The 19,200-nt window shown below is 35.5% G+C and carries 15 protein-coding genes; 1 reads left to right on the top strand and 14 read right to left on the bottom strand.

Annotation, left to right across the window (positions count from 1 at the left end; all coding sequences use genetic code 11):
- Window positions 1-586: 586 nt before the first annotated feature.
- From Q0871_RS18410 to Q0871_RS18345, 14 genes are all read right to left on the bottom strand, one after another.
- Window positions 587-1,192, bottom strand: a complete 606-nt coding sequence (locus tag Q0871_RS18410; RefSeq protein WP_299326483.1) for a hypothetical protein — start codon at window positions 1,190-1,192, stop codon at window positions 587-589.
- 87 nt (window positions 1,193-1,279) lie between these two features.
- Window positions 1,280-2,260, bottom strand: a complete 981-nt coding sequence (locus Q0871_RS18405; protein WP_299326480.1) for a YpdA family putative bacillithiol disulfide reductase — start codon at window positions 2,258-2,260, stop codon at window positions 1,280-1,282.
- The gene (rpe, locus tag Q0871_RS18400) at window positions 2,257-2,907 is read right to left on the bottom strand and encodes a ribulose-phosphate 3-epimerase (RefSeq protein ID WP_299326477.1); all 651 of its coding nucleotides are present in this window, start codon (window positions 2,905-2,907) and stop codon (window positions 2,257-2,259) included. The genes Q0871_RS18405 and rpe overlap by 4 nt, the downstream gene beginning before the upstream one ends.
- A gap of 83 nt (window positions 2,908-2,990) precedes the next feature.
- The gene (locus Q0871_RS18395) at window positions 2,991-6,098 is read right to left on the bottom strand and encodes a glycosyl hydrolase (protein WP_299326474.1); all 3,108 of its coding nucleotides are present in this window, start codon (window positions 6,096-6,098) and stop codon (window positions 2,991-2,993) included.
- Window positions 6,099-6,462: 364 nt separating this feature from the next.
- Entirely contained in the window at window positions 6,463-6,921 is a 459-nt protein-coding gene (locus tag Q0871_RS18390) for a tRNA (cytidine(34)-2'-O)-methyltransferase (RefSeq protein WP_299326471.1), read from the bottom strand.
- Window positions 6,918-7,145 (bottom strand): VF530 family protein, encoded by a 228-nt coding sequence (locus tag Q0871_RS18385; RefSeq protein ID WP_299326468.1) that lies wholly within the window; start codon window positions 7,143-7,145, stop codon window positions 6,918-6,920. The genes Q0871_RS18390 and Q0871_RS18385 overlap by 4 nt, the downstream gene beginning before the upstream one ends.
- 29 nt (window positions 7,146-7,174) lie before the next feature.
- Complete coding sequence (gene pulA / locus Q0871_RS18380) at window positions 7,175-9,157, bottom strand: type I pullulanase (protein WP_299326465.1); 1,983 nt, start codon at window positions 9,155-9,157, stop codon at window positions 7,175-7,177.
- 259 nt (window positions 9,158-9,416) lie between these two features.
- A complete protein-coding gene (locus Q0871_RS18375) occupies window positions 9,417-10,280 on the bottom strand; it encodes a sigma-70 family RNA polymerase sigma factor (RefSeq protein WP_299326462.1) in 864 nt (287 codons plus the stop codon).
- A 160-nt stretch (window positions 10,281-10,440) separates the two neighbouring features.
- Window positions 10,441-12,663 (bottom strand): polyribonucleotide nucleotidyltransferase, encoded by a 2,223-nt coding sequence (locus tag Q0871_RS18370; protein ID WP_299326459.1) that lies wholly within the window; start codon window positions 12,661-12,663, stop codon window positions 10,441-10,443.
- A 206-nt stretch (window positions 12,664-12,869) separates the two neighbouring features.
- Complete coding sequence (gene rpsO, locus Q0871_RS18365) at window positions 12,870-13,139, bottom strand: 30S ribosomal protein S15 (protein ID WP_038235085.1); 270 nt, start codon at window positions 13,137-13,139, stop codon at window positions 12,870-12,872.
- A gap of 105 nt (window positions 13,140-13,244) precedes the next feature.
- Window positions 13,245-13,730 (bottom strand): hypothetical protein, encoded by a 486-nt coding sequence (locus Q0871_RS18360; protein ID WP_299326450.1) that lies wholly within the window; start codon window positions 13,728-13,730, stop codon window positions 13,245-13,247.
- Window positions 13,727-14,602 carry an acetyl-CoA carboxylase, carboxyltransferase subunit beta gene (accD, locus tag Q0871_RS18355; RefSeq protein ID WP_299326486.1) on the bottom strand — a complete coding sequence of 292 codons (876 nt, stop codon included), beginning with the start codon at window positions 14,600-14,602 and terminating at the stop codon, window positions 13,727-13,729. Before accD ends, Q0871_RS18360 begins: the two co-directional genes overlap by 4 nt.
- A gap of 30 nt (window positions 14,603-14,632) precedes the next feature.
- Entirely contained in the window at window positions 14,633-15,700 is a 1,068-nt protein-coding gene (gene fbaA, locus Q0871_RS18350) for a class II fructose-bisphosphate aldolase (protein WP_299326447.1), read from the bottom strand.
- Window positions 15,701-15,761: 61 nt separating this feature from the next.
- A complete protein-coding gene (locus Q0871_RS18345) occupies window positions 15,762-18,326 on the bottom strand; it encodes a BamA/TamA family outer membrane protein (protein WP_299326444.1) in 2,565 nt (854 codons plus the stop codon).
- A 72-nt stretch (window positions 18,327-18,398) separates the two neighbouring features.
- Between Q0871_RS18345 and Q0871_RS18340 the strand changes: the two genes are divergently transcribed.
- Window positions 18,399-19,100 (top strand): TrmH family RNA methyltransferase, encoded by a 702-nt coding sequence (locus Q0871_RS18340; protein ID WP_367275163.1) that lies wholly within the window; start codon window positions 18,399-18,401, stop codon window positions 19,098-19,100.
- The last annotated feature ends 100 nt before the right edge of the window (window positions 19,101-19,200 follow it).

Raw genomic sequence — 19,200 nt, 5'->3', positions numbered from 1 at the left:
TAAGACCGTTTGCGCCGATGGTACTGCTATACCAAGTGGGAGAGTAGGTAGCCGCCTTTTTCGAAAGCCCTTTACAGAAATGTAAGGGGCTTTTTTTATATCATAAAGCCAACAAACTATACCTGATAAACACGCTATAAATGAGTGTGGTAGCATCACTACTACTACTACTACTACTACTACTCATATAATAATCATTTCTACAGTTAATTTATCTGTACCTAGGATAGAGACTTCATATCAATTGTATTGTCTATGTAGGGTGATGATATGTTTAAGAAGGGTAGAACTTTGATAAGAATTTAGTATAATCAAATTAAGCTCATCGTAAATCTGAAAGTCATATTGTAAATGGCAATTAATTGATGCTTCAAGTTTTGAAGTAATTTCTAAAGGTTTATTTATTACGTTATGTTAAATGCATCACTGATACTATATCTTTTAATTGATAAGCGTAGTTGTCAGTTTTATAAGTAAATCCATATTTTAGAAGACTAACAAAAATAAATTCGAATTTTCAGTAGCGTATATAAAAAAACCTGAGAAGTTTGCTTCTCAGGTTTTCGTTTGTTTTGAATGCTGATTATTAATCTCTATTAATATCGAAAATAATACCTTCTTTTTGCATTTGAGAAACTTCATTTTTTGAATACCCATAAGTTACCTCAGAATAGTTTTCATCTTTATCAATCTTGTAGAGTCTAGATTTTTTTGATATTTCATAATCGTTTAAGGAAAGGTATAAACTATCTGAAGTTACTTTTTCAAGTCTCATTGTAGAATAACTGCCGTTATCAGCCTTGTATTCGTATATATCACCAACAGCGGGAGCTGATAAATATAGTTGCGTATTTTCTTTGTCTTTTCCACCAGAATAAATAGCAAATCCTATCAAAAGTGCTAAAACTAAAAGTCCTGAAAATTGCCATATAGGTCCTTTAGCTTCACTTTTTATGTTTTTATATTGAATTTTAAGAGCCTCTGGCATTTGTTTTGGCGACAAGGTCTCTTTACAATGGGTGCAATAAGAACTACCACTTTTACCTAATGGAAACATAGGGATCCAAAAAACGTGTGCATGCTTTCTGTAAATATTGATGTAAATAGTATCTTGATTGTTACAGTGTTGACAAGTAATATTTCTTGTTTTTACGGAGTCAAGATTTGCTGATCCGGTACCGAAGAAAATCATAAGGTTTGGTTTTGTTGTTAAGTAAATATAACGTTTTTAAAAAGTGTCTATTGTCGTGACAATTTTTAATACCATTATATCAGTTAATTACGAGGTAGTTATCGCACTCGAAATAATATTCTTAACAATCATTTTTGCGTGAATTCTAGAATTCTCTATAAACCATTTGTGGGTTTCCATCCCACCACAAATTACACCGGCTAAATAAAGACCTGCAACATTGGTTTCCATAGTATCTGGATTGTACTCGGGTAATTTTTTTTCGTCATTACTTGTATTGACACCTAGTTTTTCTAAGAATTTAAAATTAGGTTTATATCCAGTTAATGCTAAAACAAAGTCATTTTCAATGGCTATATCTTCACCTTTTGCGGTTAAATTGATGTGATCTTTTGAAATTGATTTTATAGTTGTGTTGTAATAAGCTTTGATGCTACCTTCTTCAATTCTATTGATGATATCTGGTCGTACCCAGTATTTAACGCGTTGCCCGACTTCTGAGCCACGAATAATCAAAGAGACCTCTGCACCTTTTCGCCAACATTCAAGTGCTGCGTCAATAGCAGAATTGCTAGCTCCAATTACGGCTACTTTTTGACCTGAATAATAATGTGGGTTATCATAATAGTGCACTACTTTCTCTAAATTTTCGCCTGGCACATTCAATAAATTAGGTAGGTCATAAAAACCAGTAGATATTACAACCTGTTTTGAAGTATAGGTGGCCTTATCTGAAACTATTGTAAATACATTCTCATTTTTTTGAACATTTTCTACTTTTTCAAAAAGATGTATATTCAATTTATTTGAGGTCACAATACGTCTATAGTATTCTAAAGCTTCATCTCGTTTAGGTTTAGCTTCATTACTAATAAAAGGAATTTCGTCTATTTCTAGTTTTTCAGATGAAGAGAAAAACTGCATGTTACTAGGGTAATGAAAAAGCGAATTCACAATAGGTCCCTTTTCTAAAATTAGGTAGTTGAGTCCGTTTTTCTTTGCTTCTAAACCGCATGCAATTCCTATTGGTCCACCACCAACGATGACCATATCAAATTCAGTTTTCATCCTTTTAGTTCTTTTATAGTTTTAATTGGATCGGCGCTTTTAAATACAAAACTACCGGCAACTAAAATATCTGCACCAGCTTCAACTAATTTCTTTGAATTGGCAGTGGTAACTCCTCCATCAACTTCTATAAGAGCAGATGATTTCTTACTTGTGATTAAAGCTTTAGTAGCTTTTATTTTATCAAATGTATTTTCTATAAATGATTGTCCACCAAAGCCGGGATTTACACTCATAATCAATACAACGTCAATATCTTGAATAATATCTTCTAAAAGCAAAACATTTGTATGCGGATTCAAAGCAACACCAGCTTTCATGCCCAATGCCTTTATAGCTTGTATAGTTCTATGTAGGTGCGTACACGCTTCATAATGTACCGTCAAAATATGAGCTCCAAGTTTTGCGAATTCTTCAAGATATCTATCAGGGTCTACAATCATCAAATGTACATCTAAAGGTTTTGTAGCATGTTTTTGAATGGCTTTTACAACAGGCATACCGTAAGATATGTTTGGGACAAAAACTCCGTCCATAACATCAATATGATGATACTCCGCCTCACTTGAATTTACCATTTCTATATCACGTTGTAGATTTCCAAAGTCTGCTGCTAAAAGTGATGGCGCTATACTTGCCTTTTTCATATAAATAAACCTTAATCGTTCATTACAAAAATACGTATTTGTAATTCGTTCTAATTGTGTTTTAGCTTTTGCTTTAACATCATTTAATCAATCTTCAAACCACCATTTTTAATTAGTAGAGGATTTATTTTGGTTTTGTATTTATCTAAAATGCTATCCAGTTTTTGAAGTTCAATTTTGAGTTCTGCAGATAGTTCTTCATACACTTTATACGCTCCATTGGTTGGTTTTGCTTCGCCAGATTCAACACTGCGACGTAATGAAGCTAATCTATTATTAAGCTTAATAGGGAAATTCAAAGGATCCTGACCAGATTGGTTTTTTACTTGATACAATGCTTCTTCAACTTTTGATAAATCATTTAAAAATGGAGTGACTGTATTAGTATAGTCGCTGGTATCAATACTCTCTTTCGAAGTTGTAAGGGATTTTTTTATTTCACGAATTTTAATCACCGCTTCATTGGCAGCAGTAGTTTTACCCATGATTTTATTCGAAAGTTCAAACTGCTCATCTAAATCTTCTTTGGTGATACCTTTTAGATTTGGGTCCATTTTTATTTCGAAGGCATATGTTTTTTCATAATCGCCAGATTTCATTTTCACTTTATAAATTCCTAATGGAGCTTTTGGTCCTCTAGCAGGTCTTGCGCTCCAAATAATCATACCGTCAAAAGTGGTGGCGCCTGTATATCTCATATCCCAAGTAAACGTATTTATTCCCTTTGCAGTGGTAGGCTTTGTTGATCCGCCTTTCAGCCAATAAGGAATATTAGGGTCTACTTCATATTTCGGTTTGCTACCGGTAAAGGTGTTGATTAATTTATCTTGAGCATCATAAATTTCAAAAGTGATGGTGTCTTTTTGTTCCTTTAAATAGTATTGAATAGAGGCGTTTGTTAAACCTCTAAGCGCATCTGTAGGTTTAAAAAGAACAGCATCTTGCTTTGCCATTTCTGGAGTAAACTGTCTTATGGGTTGAATATCATCTAAGATCCAGAATCCTCTTCCGTGTGTTCCTAATACGACATCATTATCTTTTATGACTAAATCTCTAACAGGAGTATCTGGAAGTTCTAACTGAAGACTTTGCCATAGCTCACCATCGTTCATTGAAAAATATACACCATGTTCCGTAGCTAAAAATAACAGACCTTCCTTTACAGGATCTTCACGTACGGCTCTTGCAAAATGACCGTCTTCAATACCGGTAATAATCTTGGTCCAAGTTTTACCATAATCATGTGTTTTGAAAACATAAGGTTGTCTGTCATCAACTTGATATCTATTAGCTGCAACGTAAAGTGTGCCTGGGTTATGAATAGATTCATCAATAATACTAACTCTAGAAAATTTTGGTAAATCTTTAGGAGTAATATCTGCCCAATTTTTTCCTCCATCTCTAGTAATATGTATTTTACCATCATCTGAACCAGCCCATATTGTATTAATGTCGTGGTTAGAAGGCGCAAGGGCAAATACGGTAGCGTAAATTTCTGGTCCGTTCATATCCATGGTGATAATACCGCCAGTTTTACCTAAAGTAGTTGGGTCTGCATACGTTAAATCTGGACTAATTTTCTCCCAAGACTGTCCGTCATCTGTAGTTTTCCATACATGTTGAGAGCATGTGTACATCACGTTAGAATCTTTTGGAGCGAACATAATAGGAAAAGTCCATTGCCAGCGTTCTGGTAAGGCACTAGCGGGCTCACCAGAGAAAAAACGTGGGTATACTTGAATATCTCTAGATTGTCCGTTACTTCTATCATAACGAGTTAAAAGTGCTCCTTGGCTACCGGCATAAAAAATATCTAAGTCCGTAGGATGTTGGGTAATCCAACCACTTTCACCACCGCCAACAGCGTAAGCCCAACCATCTACTTGACCTCTTGCTTGCATATGGCCCCAGCCATCACTTGGTACGGCAATAGTACTATTGTCTTGTTGTGCGCCAGCAACATGATAGGGTACGTCATTCGTTGTCATTACATGGTACAGTTGTGTAGTAGTGTAATCTTCTTCTGTCCATGATTTTCCTCCATTGATACTAACAACACCACCACCGTCATTAGAAGAAATCATACGGTCTGGATTGTTAGGGTCTATCCATAAATCATGATTATCGCCATGTGGTACTTTAATTTTTGTGTCAAAAGTTTTTCCGCCATCTGTAGACTTCCAAAAATCAACATTAAGCCCGTAAACAATGTCTTTATCTAGCGGATCAGCATAAATTCTAGAATAGTAAAAAGCACGCTGTCTCAGTTTTCTTTCATCATTGGTTCTTTCCCAAGTTTTACCGGCGTCATCTGAACGAAAAACACCACCTTCGTTAGCTTCCACAACAGCCCAAACACGATTAGAATCTGCTGGAGAAACTGTTACCCCGATTTTACCCAACGGACCTTCTGGCATGCCAGGATTTTTTGAAAGATCCGTCCAAGTCTCACCGGCATCAGTAGATTTCCATAGGTTACAATCTGGACCACCGCCCCACATTTTCCATGCTTTTCTTTGAACTTGCCATGTGCTAGCGTATAAAACATTAGGATTATTTCTGTCAATTATTAAATCTACGGCACCTGCCTTATCACTTACATACAATGTTTTGTTCCAATTTTTTCCACCATCGGTACTTTTAAAAACACCACGTTGTTCGTTATCGCCATATGGGTGACCTAATGCTGCAACATAAACAATATCTGGATTTGTAGGGTGAATTCTAATTCTAGAAACTGCTTGAGTTTCTTCAAGCCCTAGGTGTGTCCAAGTTTTACCGGCATCGGTTGATTTATAAACTCCGTCCCCTTGGGTGATACTTCCGCGCAATTGAACTTCTCCCATACCAATGTATACAATATCAGGATTAGTTTCTGCGACCGCCACCGCACCAACGGAAGAGCTTGTAATTTGACCATCGGTAACAGCTTCCCATTCATTACCGCCATCAGTAGTTTTCCATAGTCCGCCACCTGTTGCTCCAAAATAATACTCGTTAGGTCTACTTGGACTGCCCGAAGACCCTAAAGAACGACCGCCACGAACAGGACCAATATTTCGCCATTCTAGATTCTCATAGAATTCTGGAGTTATTGTTGCAGTTGTTTTTTTAGATTTTTTTTGTGCAAAACTGGAGCTAAAGGCGACCAATGTAAATGCAAGTAATAGGTAGCATCTTTTCGTATTCATAAGGTGGAAGTTAGGTTGGTTCTATTGATGAAATAAAAGAATTTCACTTTGAAAATAATCAATTATTCTACTATAATTAAATGATTTTAAAATTTTAACGAGAAGTTGGGGAAACCTAATTTCTAGGCTATTTTGAGTATTCTTTCATGAATGATAGAACCATAATATCATCATGATTTTTTAAGATATAGATAATATGAACTGCTGTTATTTGGAATTTGGTAAGCGGTGGATTTTAATTGAAAAACTAAATTGAAGTTAATAATTATGGAAAAGAAAATTAGTACAACTAGAATTTTACTGCCGATAGATTAGTTAGTAGTTTTTTAGGATTTAGTACGATTTCAGTTATTAGAAAAAGTAGTTATTTAAGGTTTATTTGCCGTAAACCTTCGTAGATAGTAATGGCTACAGCATTGGCTAGGTTCAAACTTCTAATATGTTCGCTAAACAATGGAATTTTGGAAGTGTTCTCGATGTTTTGCTGTAATAATTGTTTTGGTAAGCCAACAGATTCTTTTCCGAAAACGAGAAACATATCATCTTCAAAATCCATTTCCCAATGATTTTTGGTGGCGGTGGCAGAAAAAAATATCATTTTTTTATTCTTATGCTGCTCAAAGAATTCATCAACATTCTCATACATAATAACATTAAGATGTTGCCAGTAATCTAGTCCCGCTCTTTTTAAACGTTTATCTGTAAGTTCAAATCCGAATGGTTTTACCAAGTGCAATGTAGATCCAGTACCAAGGGCTAGTCTGCCGATGTTACCTGTATTATTCGGTATTTCTGGTTCTATGAGTACTATGTTAAGGCTCATGTTTTTTTGAAGGATTGTAAGTATAAATGTTCAACTTTTTCACGAGCCCACGGGGTTCTGCGTAAAAATTTTAAACTCGATTTGATAGACGGATTACTTTTAAAGCAATTAATATCTACTTGACCAGCCAAATCTTCCCAAGAATACTTTTCTGTAAGTTCTTCAAGTATTGTTGCTAGCTTAATACCATGAAGCGGATTATTAGGTTGAGAATCTGAACTCATGTTTTTATTAAAATTTTATAGACTTACAATTATTTCTGAAATGCGATGTACATTGATACCGGTGGTACTTCAATATTGTCTTTTAATATATGCAACCCTTGAAAGTCAAAGGTACTACCAGAAACTGCTTTTTGCCAAACTCCATCAATCTTATAATTTAATTTTTCGTTTGACGAATTGTAAATCACTAATATGTTTTTCCAATTATCATCGTTTGCATTGCCTTCTAGTTTAAAGGAAACAAGATTGTTATTCGCTGTTTGGAATTTTAAATGTTCTCTTACTTGATCGGAGGTAGCCATATAAAAAGCTGGATGCTCTTTTCTTAGCTTGATTAAATTTTTATAGTAATCGCATACTTCTTTGTAGTCATTCTTCCAATTCCAATTTAGTTGGTTAATACTATCTGGTAGGTTGTAAGAATTATGTTCTCCGTTTTTAGTACGAAGCATTTCTGATCCAGCATGAAGAAACGGGGTGCCTTGGGAGGTCAGTACAATGGCATTCGCTAATTTATCCATAGCAATCAAATCTTCTAATGTTGCATCTGGTCTTGAAATTTTAAGTTTGTCAAATAAGGTATGATTATCGTGGCAAGAAACATAATTAATAGATTGCCAAGGTTCTAATGCCCAAGGTTCATTAGAATAATTTACATCTTCGTAGTCAATTTGAGAATGTTGAGTAGCACCTACAATTCCGAATTTAATGGATTCCTCGGTATTCTTAGCACCACTAACAAAACCTAAATTTTCATCCTCGAAAACTGAACCTTTTAACCCATCACGTAAATCATCACTAAACGCTGCAAATTTTGGAAGTTGCTGCATGTATTTTTTAAGAGCTCGTTTTTCTTCTGGTAGCGGAGAATCTGAAGCAGTCCATCCTTCGCCATATAAAAGTGCATCAGGATTTATTTCTATAATAGCTTCGCCAATTTTATTCATGGTTTCAATGTCATGAATGCCCATAAGGTCGAAACGAAATCCGTCAATATGATATTCTTTTGTCCAGTAAGTAACAGATTCTATGATGAATTTCCGCATCATAGCACGCTCTGATGCAGTTTCATTACCACAGGCAGCAGCATCTGAATAAGAACCATCTTCCCAATGGCGATAGTAATAACCAGGTACTTCTTGATTAAAATTAGATTCTTCTGTTTTGCCAGTATGGTTATATGCGACATCTAAAATAACCCCAATACCATTATCATGAAAATTCTTTACCATTTGCTTAAACTCTTTAATGCGCACTTGGGCATTAAAGGGGTCAGTAGAAAAAGAACCTTCAGGAGCATTATAGTTGTTAGGGTCGTAACCCCAATTAAATTGTGGAGTGTCTAAATTAGTTTCATCAATAGAGTAGTGGTCTAAAGTGGGTAAAAGATGCACATGGGTAATACCTAGTTCTTTTAAATGATCAATACCTGTAGCAACTCCGTTTGGACCTTTAGTTTCAGCTTCTATTAACCCTAAGTATGTACCAGGTAGTGATGAGCCAGACTGTGGATGAACTGTCATGTCACGAACATGTAATTCATAAATTATAGCTTCATTATATTTACTAAGAGTAGGGGATGAGTCTTTTTTCCAAGCCTTCGGGTTGGTGGATTCCATATCTAAGACCATTGCCCTATTACCATTTACTCCTACAGCTTTGGCGTAAATTCCTGGAGTTTCATCTAGCCACAAATCATTAATTTTAACTTGATAGGTGTAATAGATGCCATTTAAATCACCATCTACTTTTGTTTGCCAAATACCTTGATGCTTTTTTGTCAGGTTATAGTATGAAAACACAGTAGAATCATGTCCATCTTTATAGAGTCTTAAAATTACTTCTTCAGCATTTGGAGACCAAAGTTTAAAGAGTGTAGCATCTTTGGTATATTGTATCCAAAGGTTTTCATCTATAGGGTTAGGGTACTTATTGAAGTCGGTAATAGTATTTTTGGTATTACAAGAGTTGAACAGCGCAAAACTCATTAGAATTAGTACTGTATGTTTCATTAGGCTAATGTTGATACTCTAAGATAAGGAAAGATTTTTTAGGGTAAGTGTCAGTATACAGATACCTAACTTTTCAAATTACATTACAAACTATGATAAATGAAAAAACTCCGGTAATCAGCCGGAGTTTATTCATCAATCAAAAAACGAACAGTCATGATAAACTGTTGTTACTGTTAAAATTACAACTAATATGCCAATATTGCCAATTTAAGGAATATTTAACGTGTAATTTTTATAGCTTGAACGCTTAGGATTTTTAACCCAAATACGTTTTTAATATTTTACTTCTAGAAGTATGCTTTAAACGTCTAATCGCTTTTTCTTTAATTTGACGAACTCTTTCTCTTGTTAGATCAAAAGTTTCACCAATTTCTTCTAAGGTCATAGAATGCTGATTAGCAAGACCAAAGTATAAACGAATAACATCTGCCTCACGAGGCGTCAGAGTTTCTAAAGCACGCTCAATTTCTGTACGTAAAGACTCATGTAATAATTCTCTATCTGGATTTGGAGATTCGCCACTACGAAGTACATCGTAAAGGTTAGAATCTTCACCGTCTATAAGAGGCGCATCCATAGATACGTGTCTACCTGAGTTTTTCAATGATTGTTTTACGTCGTCAACAGTCATATCCAATTCTTTCGCGATTTCTTCAGGAGAAGGCATTCTTTCATGCGCTTGCTCTAAGAAAGCAAAAGTCTTGTTGATTTTGTTGATAGAACCAATTTTGTTCAATGGCAAACGAACGATACGAGATTGTTCTGCCAAAGCTTGTAATATAGATTGACGGATCCACCATACGGCGTAGGAGATAAATTTAAATCCCCGCGTTTCGTCAAAACGCTGTGCAGCTTTGATAAGACCAAGGTTTCCCTCGTTAATCAAATCTGGTAAAGTAAGGCCTTGGTTTTGGTACTGCTTAGCAACTGAAACCACGAATCTGAGGTTGGCTTTCGTAAGTTCTTCAAGAGCACGCTGATCGCCTGCCTTAATACGTTGTGCCAATTCTACTTCTTCATCAGCGGTAATCAAGTCCACTTTTCCAATTTCTTGTAAGTACTTGTCCAAAGATGCGGTCTCTCTATTGGTGACCTGTTTTGTAATCTTAAGCTGTCTCATTAAAATAAATTAAGTTCAATTTGCATAGACTGCATATACTTATACGTAAAAATCTTCCGAATGTTACAATTGGAGGCAAAAAACTTCATTAATCTGTTGAAATGCATAAAAAAAGCCCCAACATATACGTCGGGGCTTACTTTATAAACTTACAAGAGTATTAATCTCTTCTTGGTTTTCTGTCGCGATCACGACTACGATCGTTTCCACGACGGTCATCTCTACGCTTGTCATCACGTGGTGGTCTTTCAACAAAACCTTCTGGTTTTGGTAAAAGCGCTTTACGAGAAACTTTCTCTTTACGTGTACGTTTGTCTAGGCCAAAATACTTAACATCGAATACATCGCCCATGTTTACAACATCAGCTACATTTTCTGTACGCTCCCAAGCTAGTTCACTTACGTGCAATAATACTTCGTTACCAGGCGCATCCATATATTCTACAACCGCACCAAAATCAAGCATTTTAATAACTTTTACTTCGTAAACGCTACCAACTTCAGGTTTAAATAAGATAGAATCTATTTTTGCCATAACAGCATCAATACCTTTACTACCTACACCTAAAATTTCTACAATACCTTCTTCGGTAACAGGATCCTCATTTATAACGATAGTCGTTTCAGTTTCCTTTTGCATCTCTTGAATTACTTTTCCACCAGGTCCAATTAAAGCACCAATAAATTCGTTAGGAACTCTACGAGTAACCATTGTAGGCGCGTGATCTTTAACGCTTTCAGCAGGAGCAGAAATCGTATCGGTAATTTTACCTAAGATGTGTAAACGACCATCTCTAGCTTGCTTTAAAGCATTTACAAGAATTTCGTAAGACAATCCTTTTACTTTAATATCCATTTGGCAAGCAGTAATACCATCAGCAGTACCAGTTACTTTAAAATCCATATCTCCTAAATGATCTTCATCACCTAAAATATCGGATAATACAGCATATTTACCAGAATCAGCATCAGAAATTAATCCCATTGCAATTCCAGAAACTGGTTTCTTCATTTTAACACCAGCATCCATCATAGCCATTGTACCAGCACAAACTGTTGCCATTGAAGAAGAACCGTTAGATTCTAAAACTTCAGATACAACACGAACTGTATAAGGGCAATCTGCAGGAATCATACCTTTTAAGGCACGTTGAGCTAAGTTACCGTGACCAACTTCTCTACGAGATGTTCCACGAATTGGTCTAGCTTCACCTGTACAGAAAGGAGGGAAGTTATAATGTAAATAGAAATTCTCTTCGCCTTCGTAAGATGGCATATCTATTTTGTTTGCATCTCTAGATGTACCTAAAGTTACTGTAGCTAAAGCTTGAGTTTCTCCACGGGTAAAGATTGCAGATCCATGAGTAGAAGGTAAATAATCAACCTCACACCAAATAGGTCTAATTTCATCAGTCTTACGACCATCTAAACGTAAACCTTCGTTCAATGTTAAATCACGTACAGCTGCTTTTTCAGCTTTATTGTAATATTTAGAAATTAATCCGCCAAAATCAGCTTGCTCTTCTTCAGAAAAAGATGCTTTAATTTCTTCTTTGATTTCACCAAAAGCAGAACTACGTTCATGCTTAGCAGAACCTGCTTGAGCAATAGCATATACTTTGTCATAAGCCATGTCGTGAATTTTCTTAGCCAAATCAGCTTCTTCTCTTTCACCTTGGTACTCACGAACTTCTTTTTTGCCAAAAGCTTCAGCCAATGCAACTTGAGCAGCACATTGTACTTTAATTGCTTCATGAGCAAATTTGATAGCTTCTGTCATTTCTTCTTCAGAAATCTCATCCATTTCACCTTCAACCATCATTACTGAATCAGCCGAAGCACCAATCATCATATCGATGTCAGACTCTGCTAATTGAGCGCGAGTTGGGTTAATTACGAATTCGCCATTTACACGAGCAACTCTAGCTTCAGAAATTGGGCATTCGAATGGAAAATCTGATAATTGAATAGCAGCAGAAGCAGCTAAACCTGCCATTGCATCTGGCATAACGTCATCATCATGAGACATTAATTGAATCATCACCTGAGTTTCAGAGTGGTAATCTTTTGGGAATAATGGACGTAAAACACGATCCACTAAACGCATAGTTAAAACTTCACCATCACTTGGTCTTGCTTCTCTTTTAAAGAAACCACCTGGGTAACGACCAGCAGCAGCAAATTTTTCACGGTAATCTACCGTAAGTGGAAGAAAGTCCACATCACTTTGTTTGTAGTTGGAAACAACTGTACATAATAACATACATTTTCCTGATTGAACAACAACAGAACCGTGTGCCTGTTTTGCCAATTTTCCTGTTTCGATAGAAATTTCTCTACCGTCCCCAAGGTCTATGACCTCTTTAAATACTTTTGGAATCATAAAATTCGATTAAAATTTGCGCAATGCAAATTTGTTAAACAATGGTCTTTCCGACTGAAATTCTCTGGTCGGAGTTGTTGTGTTGTTGTGTTGACCAATGAAAAACCGTGTGTAGCTTTTTGTTCGCCTTTGCCAATATGTTTGGCTTAAACTCCTAAGGCAGGAGTATTAAAAAAGGGGATAGCTAGCTATCCCCTTTTGCAATATTATTTTCTAATACCTAGCTCTTTAATTAGCTCTCTGTATTTTACAATATCATTTTTAATCATGTAATCAAGAAGACTTCTTCTTTTACCTACGAGTTTCACAAGTGAACGCTCAGTGTTATAGTCTTTATGATTTCTTTTCAAGTGACCGGTCAAGTGATTGATTCGGTGTGTGAATAAAGCAATCTGTCCTTCTGTAGAACCAGTGTTCTCTGCTTTACCGCCGTGTTTCTTGAAAATTTCGGCTTTTACTTCTTTTGTTAAATACATTCCAATATTAATTTAAATGATTTTTATGTACATGATTGATTTTCAATCAGGGCGCAAAGGTATGATATTTTTTGAAATGTTTAATTTATATTTTGATAATTTACATCAAAAAGCACAACCATTGGGCAATGGTGCTATTATTTCTAAACCTTCAGCAAAATCTGAGCTTAATTCAGAAGCAGAAAACCCATTGATGATAGACCCTTTTTGTACAGCAGATGCATAACCTGTAGTATTCATGTGAACACGAATATAAACTTCGTCTTCATTTTTAAGAGGAATATTAGAACCTGATCTTGTAAATGGTTGTTCGTCTACATGACTATGAGTTAGAATTCTTCTATAAATAAGATTTCCTTCTAAATCAATGATTTCCCACCAATCTGCATATTGGTCACAACCTGTATCAGGACTAGAGACTGTAGTAGCAATTGTATACGCATTTGACTCTCCTGTTATGCTTACCTCGGTAACTTGTGCATTAAAATCAAAAATGCTCGTCGAATCTGATTCATCGACGAGCACTTTTTCTTTATCTGTAGAACAGCATAAAAACCAAAATGATAGTATGGTACATACTAAAGTTTTCAAGCCGTTGCTTTTTCTAATCTCACCGGATTATTTTGAATAAGGTCTATATAGAGGTTGACTTTTTTCTTTAAATCTTTTCTGTGTGAAATGAAATCTAAGAATCCGTGTTCCAATAAAAATTCAGATGACTGAAAGCCTTCAGGTAAATCTTTACCAGTAGTATCCTTTACAATTCTTGGACCGGCAAAACCTATCAATGCACCTGGTTCTGCAATATTAATATCGCCAAGCATTGCATATGATGCAGTTGTACCACCAGTTGTTGGATCTGTACATAAAGAAATATATGGTAAACCAGCTTCAGACAACTGCGCAAGTTTGGCAGATGTTTTTGCTAATTGCATTAATGAAAGCGCTGCCTCCATCATACGAGCTCCACCAGATTTAGAAATCATCATAAATGGTGTTTTCTTTTTAATGGCGTAGTCAATACCACGAGCAATTTTCTCACCAACAACACTACCCATAGAACCACCGATGAATTTAAAATCCATACAGCAGATTACGATGTCTTTACCAAATGACTTTCCGTATCCTGTTCTCACAGCATCTTTAAGTCCGGTTTTTTTCTGTGCCGCTTTTAAACGCTCACTATATTTCTTAGTATCCTCAAATTTTAAAGGATCTTTAGAAGTAAGATTAGCATCAAGTTCTCTAAACTTATTGTCATCGAACAAAATTTCAAAATATTCTTTGCTACCTATTCTTACATGATAATCGTCTTCAGGACTTACATAAAAGTTTTTTGCAAGATCGTCTGACTCAACTATTTTACCTGTTGGCGATTTATACCACAAGCCTTTAGGTGTGTCTTTCTTTTCCTCGGTAGAGGTTTGTATACCTTTTTCTTTTCTTTTAAACCAAGCCGTCATATCATCCATTTTTTGGTTATCCTATTACTGTTATAGTGTATTTACGTTGTTTAGGTCTTCAAAGGCTTTTTTTAAACGCTCTATGAAAGCAGTTTCTCCTTTTCTCAACCAAACTCTTGGGTCATAAAATTTCTTGTTAGGCTCATCTGAACCTTTAGGATTACCTATTTGAGCTTGTAAGTAGTCTTTGTTATCCTGAACATAGTCACGAACACCTGCTAAGAAGGCATACTGTAAATCTGTATCGATATTCATTTTGATTACACCGTAGCTAATACCTTCTCTAATTTCTTCAACGGTAGATCCAGAACCACCGTGAAATACAAAATCGATATGGTTATGCTCTACACCATATTTTTCAGAAATATACTCTTGAGAGTTTTTTAGAATTTTTGGAGTCAATTTTACGTTACCTGGCTTATAAACACCATGTACGTTACCAAATGCAGCAGCGATAGTAAATTTTGGGCTTACTTTAGATAGTTCTTCATAAGCATATGCTACTTCTTCTGGTTGTGTGTATAATTTAGAATCATCTACATCAGAATTGTCAACACCATCTTCTTCACCACCGGTAATACCTAGTTCAATTTCTAGCGTCATGTTCATTTTGCTCATGCGCTCTAAATACCCTTTGCAGATTTCTATGTTCTCTTCTAAAGGCTCTTCAGAAAGATCGATCATATGTGAACTGAACAAAGATTTACCAGTTTCAGCGAAATGTTTTTCACTAGCATCTAGAAGACCGTCAATCCAAGGCAATAATTTTTTAGCACAGTGGTCTGTATGAAGAATTACTGTTGCTCCATAAGCTTCTGCTAATTGGTGAACATGCTTAGCACCAGCTACTGCACCTAAAATAGCTGCTTTTTGCCCATCATTAGAAAGACCTTTACCGGCATTAAACTGAGCTCCACCATTAGAGAATTGAATAATAACAGGAGCATTTAAGCTTGCGGCTGTCTCTAAAACACCATTAATAGTATCTGAACCAATAACGTTTACCGCAGGTAATGCAAATCCTTTTTCTTTTGCGTAGTTGAAAATTGCTTGAACTTCGTCTCCGGTTGCAACTCCCGGTTTGATATTGTGAGCCATAATTATGTAGTTGTTTGTTTCTAAAAAAAAATGAAAAACAAAAGTAATAAAACAATTATATTTAAAAGGGATAGTTGATACCTATTTGCAATACAGAATTCGCAAAATTGTAATCTCTAAACCAACGTTTAGACTGAATCTCAGCAGGATTATAGGTTTTGAACCCTAAATCTAATCGAAATAGAAAATAGGTAAAATCGTAGCGTAACCCTATTCCCGTTCCTAATGCAATATCCTTTAAAGAAGCAATTCCGTCGAAGGTGGCATCGGGGTCTTCTACGTTATCTAGTACATTCCAAATATTACCTGCATCTGCAAAAATTGCTCCGTTAATATCACCTGCAACAGGAAATCTATATTCTAGATTTAAAGCCAATTTTAAGTTTGCTTCATTAAAATCGCTTACTGCAGATACGCTACCTGGCCCTAAGGAATAAGGAAACCAAGCTCGGTTATCATTTGAGCCACCTCCAAAATAACTTCGAACAAAGGGAATATTGTCAGAATTACCGTAGGGGATGGCAATACCAAAAAATGCTCTTGCCGCTAACACGTTAGAGCGAGAAAGATCCCAATATTTTACATATTCAAATTCATTCTTTATATACTGAGAAAATGGTACGCCAAAAACTAAAAGTTGGTCGTCATCATTTTTGTTGAAAGGAATAATTGATGAAAAAGCAGAAAGCACATTACCTGCGCCTTCAATTTTCCAACGGAATTGATAAAATGAATTATCTATAGGTCCGGTTCTGTTGGTTTTATTGAAAGTATAGTTAGAAGCAAAGATTAGATTATTCTCAGTTAGCCTTATTCTTCTTTCTTCAATTGAGTTGACATCGTCAAAATCATCTGTTGTTGAGCTAACTTCGCTATTAATAATAGCATCTGTAAAGCCTGTTGTACCTGACGGAATTATTAAATTTAATTCATCATCGCTATCTCCGGTTTCAAAATATTCTGCCAATTCTGGGTATAAGGTGGCATCTTCGTAAGAGTCTGCAATATCATCTAGAAGTTCATAGGTATTTGTGTAAACATTATAAAATCTATTACTATTGACGTTTCTGACAAACTGAATGTTAAGTAATTCAACATCATGATTTACAAAATCACTTGGTACCCAGTTGTAACCTAAAACTGTATTAAAGGTTTGTTTGTCCAGACCGATATTGTTCTGAAAATTAGTACCTATTGCGACTCTTGTTTTTGGCAGGGTGTAGTTAGGTATAATTCTAGAGGTGTTAATAAATGGAAACCAGATTCTAGGGAAATCTAATGCAATGTCGCCGCCAAATTCAGAAAAGTAATTGGCTTCAAAAGTATTACTACTAAGAAGACCGTAAGATCCATTTGCAGAGATACTTAAGTTTTCAGCGCCTTTGAAAATGTTTCTTATAAGTAGGGTAGTACCTAGACCAACACCTAATCTACGTAAGTTAGAGCGGCTAACTTCAAAATTTGTACCAAGTGAATACTTTGTTTTTGGAGCTAGGTAAATATTGGTGTTTACATTGTTACCTACAGAATCGGCTTCAAAAATGATGTTCGGATATTTAAATACATTAAGAGCATTTAGCTGTCTAGAGGTTCTAATTTTATCTACATCTCTGTAAATGCTGTCTTTTTTGAAAAAGATAGCATTTGCCAAGGTTTTTGGCTTAATATCAAAATTATTGGAATAATGAATGGTGTAATCTTGGTAATCTATGGTGTAAAGTGAATCTTGAGAGTTTGTTGATAGGTAATCAGTATAAATATTTATTTTATTAATCTTTTCAACCTTGTAAGCAGAAGTAGTTACTTCATTTTCTCCCCTAGTTTTTAAATCGCCAATATTTAGGGTGATATTCATTTGCTGATCATCTTCAGCTTTAATAGTATCTCTTAAAATATCGAAGGTAATGGAGCTTTCTTGAAAATTACGAATACCGCTATTTCTGAAAATTCCTGTTAATCGTTCGCGCTCACCATTGAAATTGCTAAGATCGAACTGTTGCCCTTCTTTAATTAATGATTGTGCAGAATTTAAAAAGTACAACGAATCTATAGCAGTAGATGATATATTGTTTCCTAGCGAATCGATCATATAAGGGTCACCGAGTTCAATGAGGTAGTTTACTTTGGCTTTTTTACGTTTGGTGCTATCAATTTCGTATGAAGTGTTGTTTGTGAAATAGCCTTTACTTTGGTAGTAGGCACTAAGTTTTGCTAAACTTAAACGGGTTTTTGTGGTGTCTAAAACCGTAGGTGCTTCGCCAATATCTTTAAGCCAGTTGCTAAGACCTTTTACTAAAAATGATTCGCCTAAGCGCTCCACTTGTTTGTCTGAAAGTAGCTTGTCAAGTCTCTTTTTTCTATTTTCTTTTCTGTATAACCAGGCGTTGTAAGATGAATCAGGATTCTCTTTTGCTAAGTTGTATAAATTAAGTCTTAAAGGATAGCCTAATACAGTAGAATTAGATTTTTGGTAGATAAGACTTTCTAATTCTTCGTTGTGTACTTTGATAGAATCGGCGTAAATGGAGTTTTTAATCACCAAATACTCGTCGTCCTCAACTTTTTTTAAAGAGTTGCAGGATAGCAAGACTATTGCCAGTAGGGATAATAAGCTTAATTTAGCCATGTTGTTTTTGGAGCAAAGTGCCATCCTCATAGAAATCAAAAATACATTATTTGAATGGTTGTCAAAAGTGAATTGAAACTTATCAAAAGTCTACAGCAAAAAAAGTGCCGAAATGAGCATGGACTATTTGTTGTGGAAGGTAAAAAGACGGTGGAGGAAGTAGTTAATTCCGACATGAAAGTGTATAAGCTATTAGCTATAGATCCCAGCGGGTTAGATGTAAATGGTTTACAGGTAAACGCAATATCCAATAAAGAGTTGGGGCAGGTTAGCAGTCTAAAGAACCCTAATGGGTTTCTTGGAGTGTTTCATATACCTGAAAAAACAGAAAGTGTTTTATCTGATTGGATTTTGGTATTAGACGGTATTCAAGATCCAGGTAATTTAGGAACCATTATTAGACTTTGCGATTGGTTTGGTATTACTGATATTGTTTGTTCCGCTACTACTGTAGATTGCTACAACGCTAAAGTATTGCAGGCTACAATGGGTTCGATTACACGGGTGAATATTCAGTATGTGGACCTTGAGGCATTTTTGTCTGCAACAAAATTACCTGTATATGGTACTTTTATGGATGGGGTAAGTGTTAACGATTCTAAATTACCGGAGAAAGGTGTAATGATTATGGGTAATGAGGGAAAAGGAGTTTCTGGCGCAGTAGCAAAACTTTGCACCGATAGATTGGCGATACCGCAATTTGGAGAAGCAACTACAGAAAGCCTAAACGTAGCTTCTGCAACGGCAATTTTACTTCATGAAATTAGAAGGTAGTTAGGTATTGATAATCAAATAAATTAACTTTTGCTAATTGCTAATTGCTAATTGCTAATTGCTAATTGCTAATTGCTAATTGCTAATTGCTAATTGCTAA

Origin of the sequence: uncultured Maribacter sp. (assembly GCF_947500985.1) — a bacterium.
Classification (GTDB): domain Bacteria; phylum Bacteroidota; class Bacteroidia; order Flavobacteriales; family Flavobacteriaceae; genus Maribacter.
The sequence above is the reverse complement of the archived record's forward strand: the minus strand, read 5'-3'. Positions and strand labels throughout refer to the sequence as shown.

What these genes read in the sequence shown, in the direction of transcription:
- Q0871_RS18410 (WP_299326483.1), bottom strand. Translation starts at nt 1,192, where the DNA reads ATGATTTTCTTCGGTACCGGATCAGCAAATCTTGACTCCGTAAAAACA.
- Q0871_RS18405 (WP_299326480.1), bottom strand. Translation starts at nt 2,260, where the DNA reads ATGAAAACTGAATTTGATATGGTCATCGTTGGTGGTGGACCAATAGGA.
- rpe (WP_299326477.1), bottom strand. Translation starts at nt 2,907, where the DNA reads ATGAAAAAGGCAAGTATAGCGCCATCACTTTTAGCAGCAGACTTTGGA.
- Q0871_RS18395 (WP_299326474.1), bottom strand. Translation starts at nt 6,098, where the DNA reads ATGAATACGAAAAGATGCTACCTATTACTTGCATTTACATTGGTCGCC.
- Q0871_RS18390 (WP_299326471.1), bottom strand. Translation starts at nt 6,921, where the DNA reads ATGAGCCTTAACATAGTACTCATAGAACCAGAAATACCGAATAATACA.
- Q0871_RS18385 (WP_299326468.1), bottom strand. Translation starts at nt 7,145, where the DNA reads ATGAGTTCAGATTCTCAACCTAATAATCCGCTTCATGGTATTAAGCTA.
- pulA (WP_299326465.1), bottom strand. Translation starts at nt 9,157, where the DNA reads ATGAAACATACAGTACTAATTCTAATGAGTTTTGCGCTGTTCAACTCT.
- Q0871_RS18375 (WP_299326462.1), bottom strand. Translation starts at nt 10,280, where the DNA reads ATGAGACAGCTTAAGATTACAAAACAGGTCACCAATAGAGAGACCGCA.
- Q0871_RS18370 (WP_299326459.1), bottom strand. Translation starts at nt 12,663, where the DNA reads ATGATTCCAAAAGTATTTAAAGAGGTCATAGACCTTGGGGACGGTAGA.
- rpsO (WP_038235085.1), bottom strand. Translation starts at nt 13,139, where the DNA reads ATGTATTTAACAAAAGAAGTAAAAGCCGAAATTTTCAAGAAACACGGC.
- accD (WP_299326486.1), bottom strand. Translation starts at nt 14,602, where the DNA reads ATGACGGCTTGGTTTAAAAGAAAAGAAAAAGGTATACAAACCTCTACC.
- fbaA (WP_299326447.1), bottom strand. Translation starts at nt 15,700, where the DNA reads ATGGCTCACAATATCAAACCGGGAGTTGCAACCGGAGACGAAGTTCAA.
- Q0871_RS18345 (WP_299326444.1), bottom strand. Translation starts at nt 18,326, where the DNA reads ATGGCTAAATTAAGCTTATTATCCCTACTGGCAATAGTCTTGCTATCC.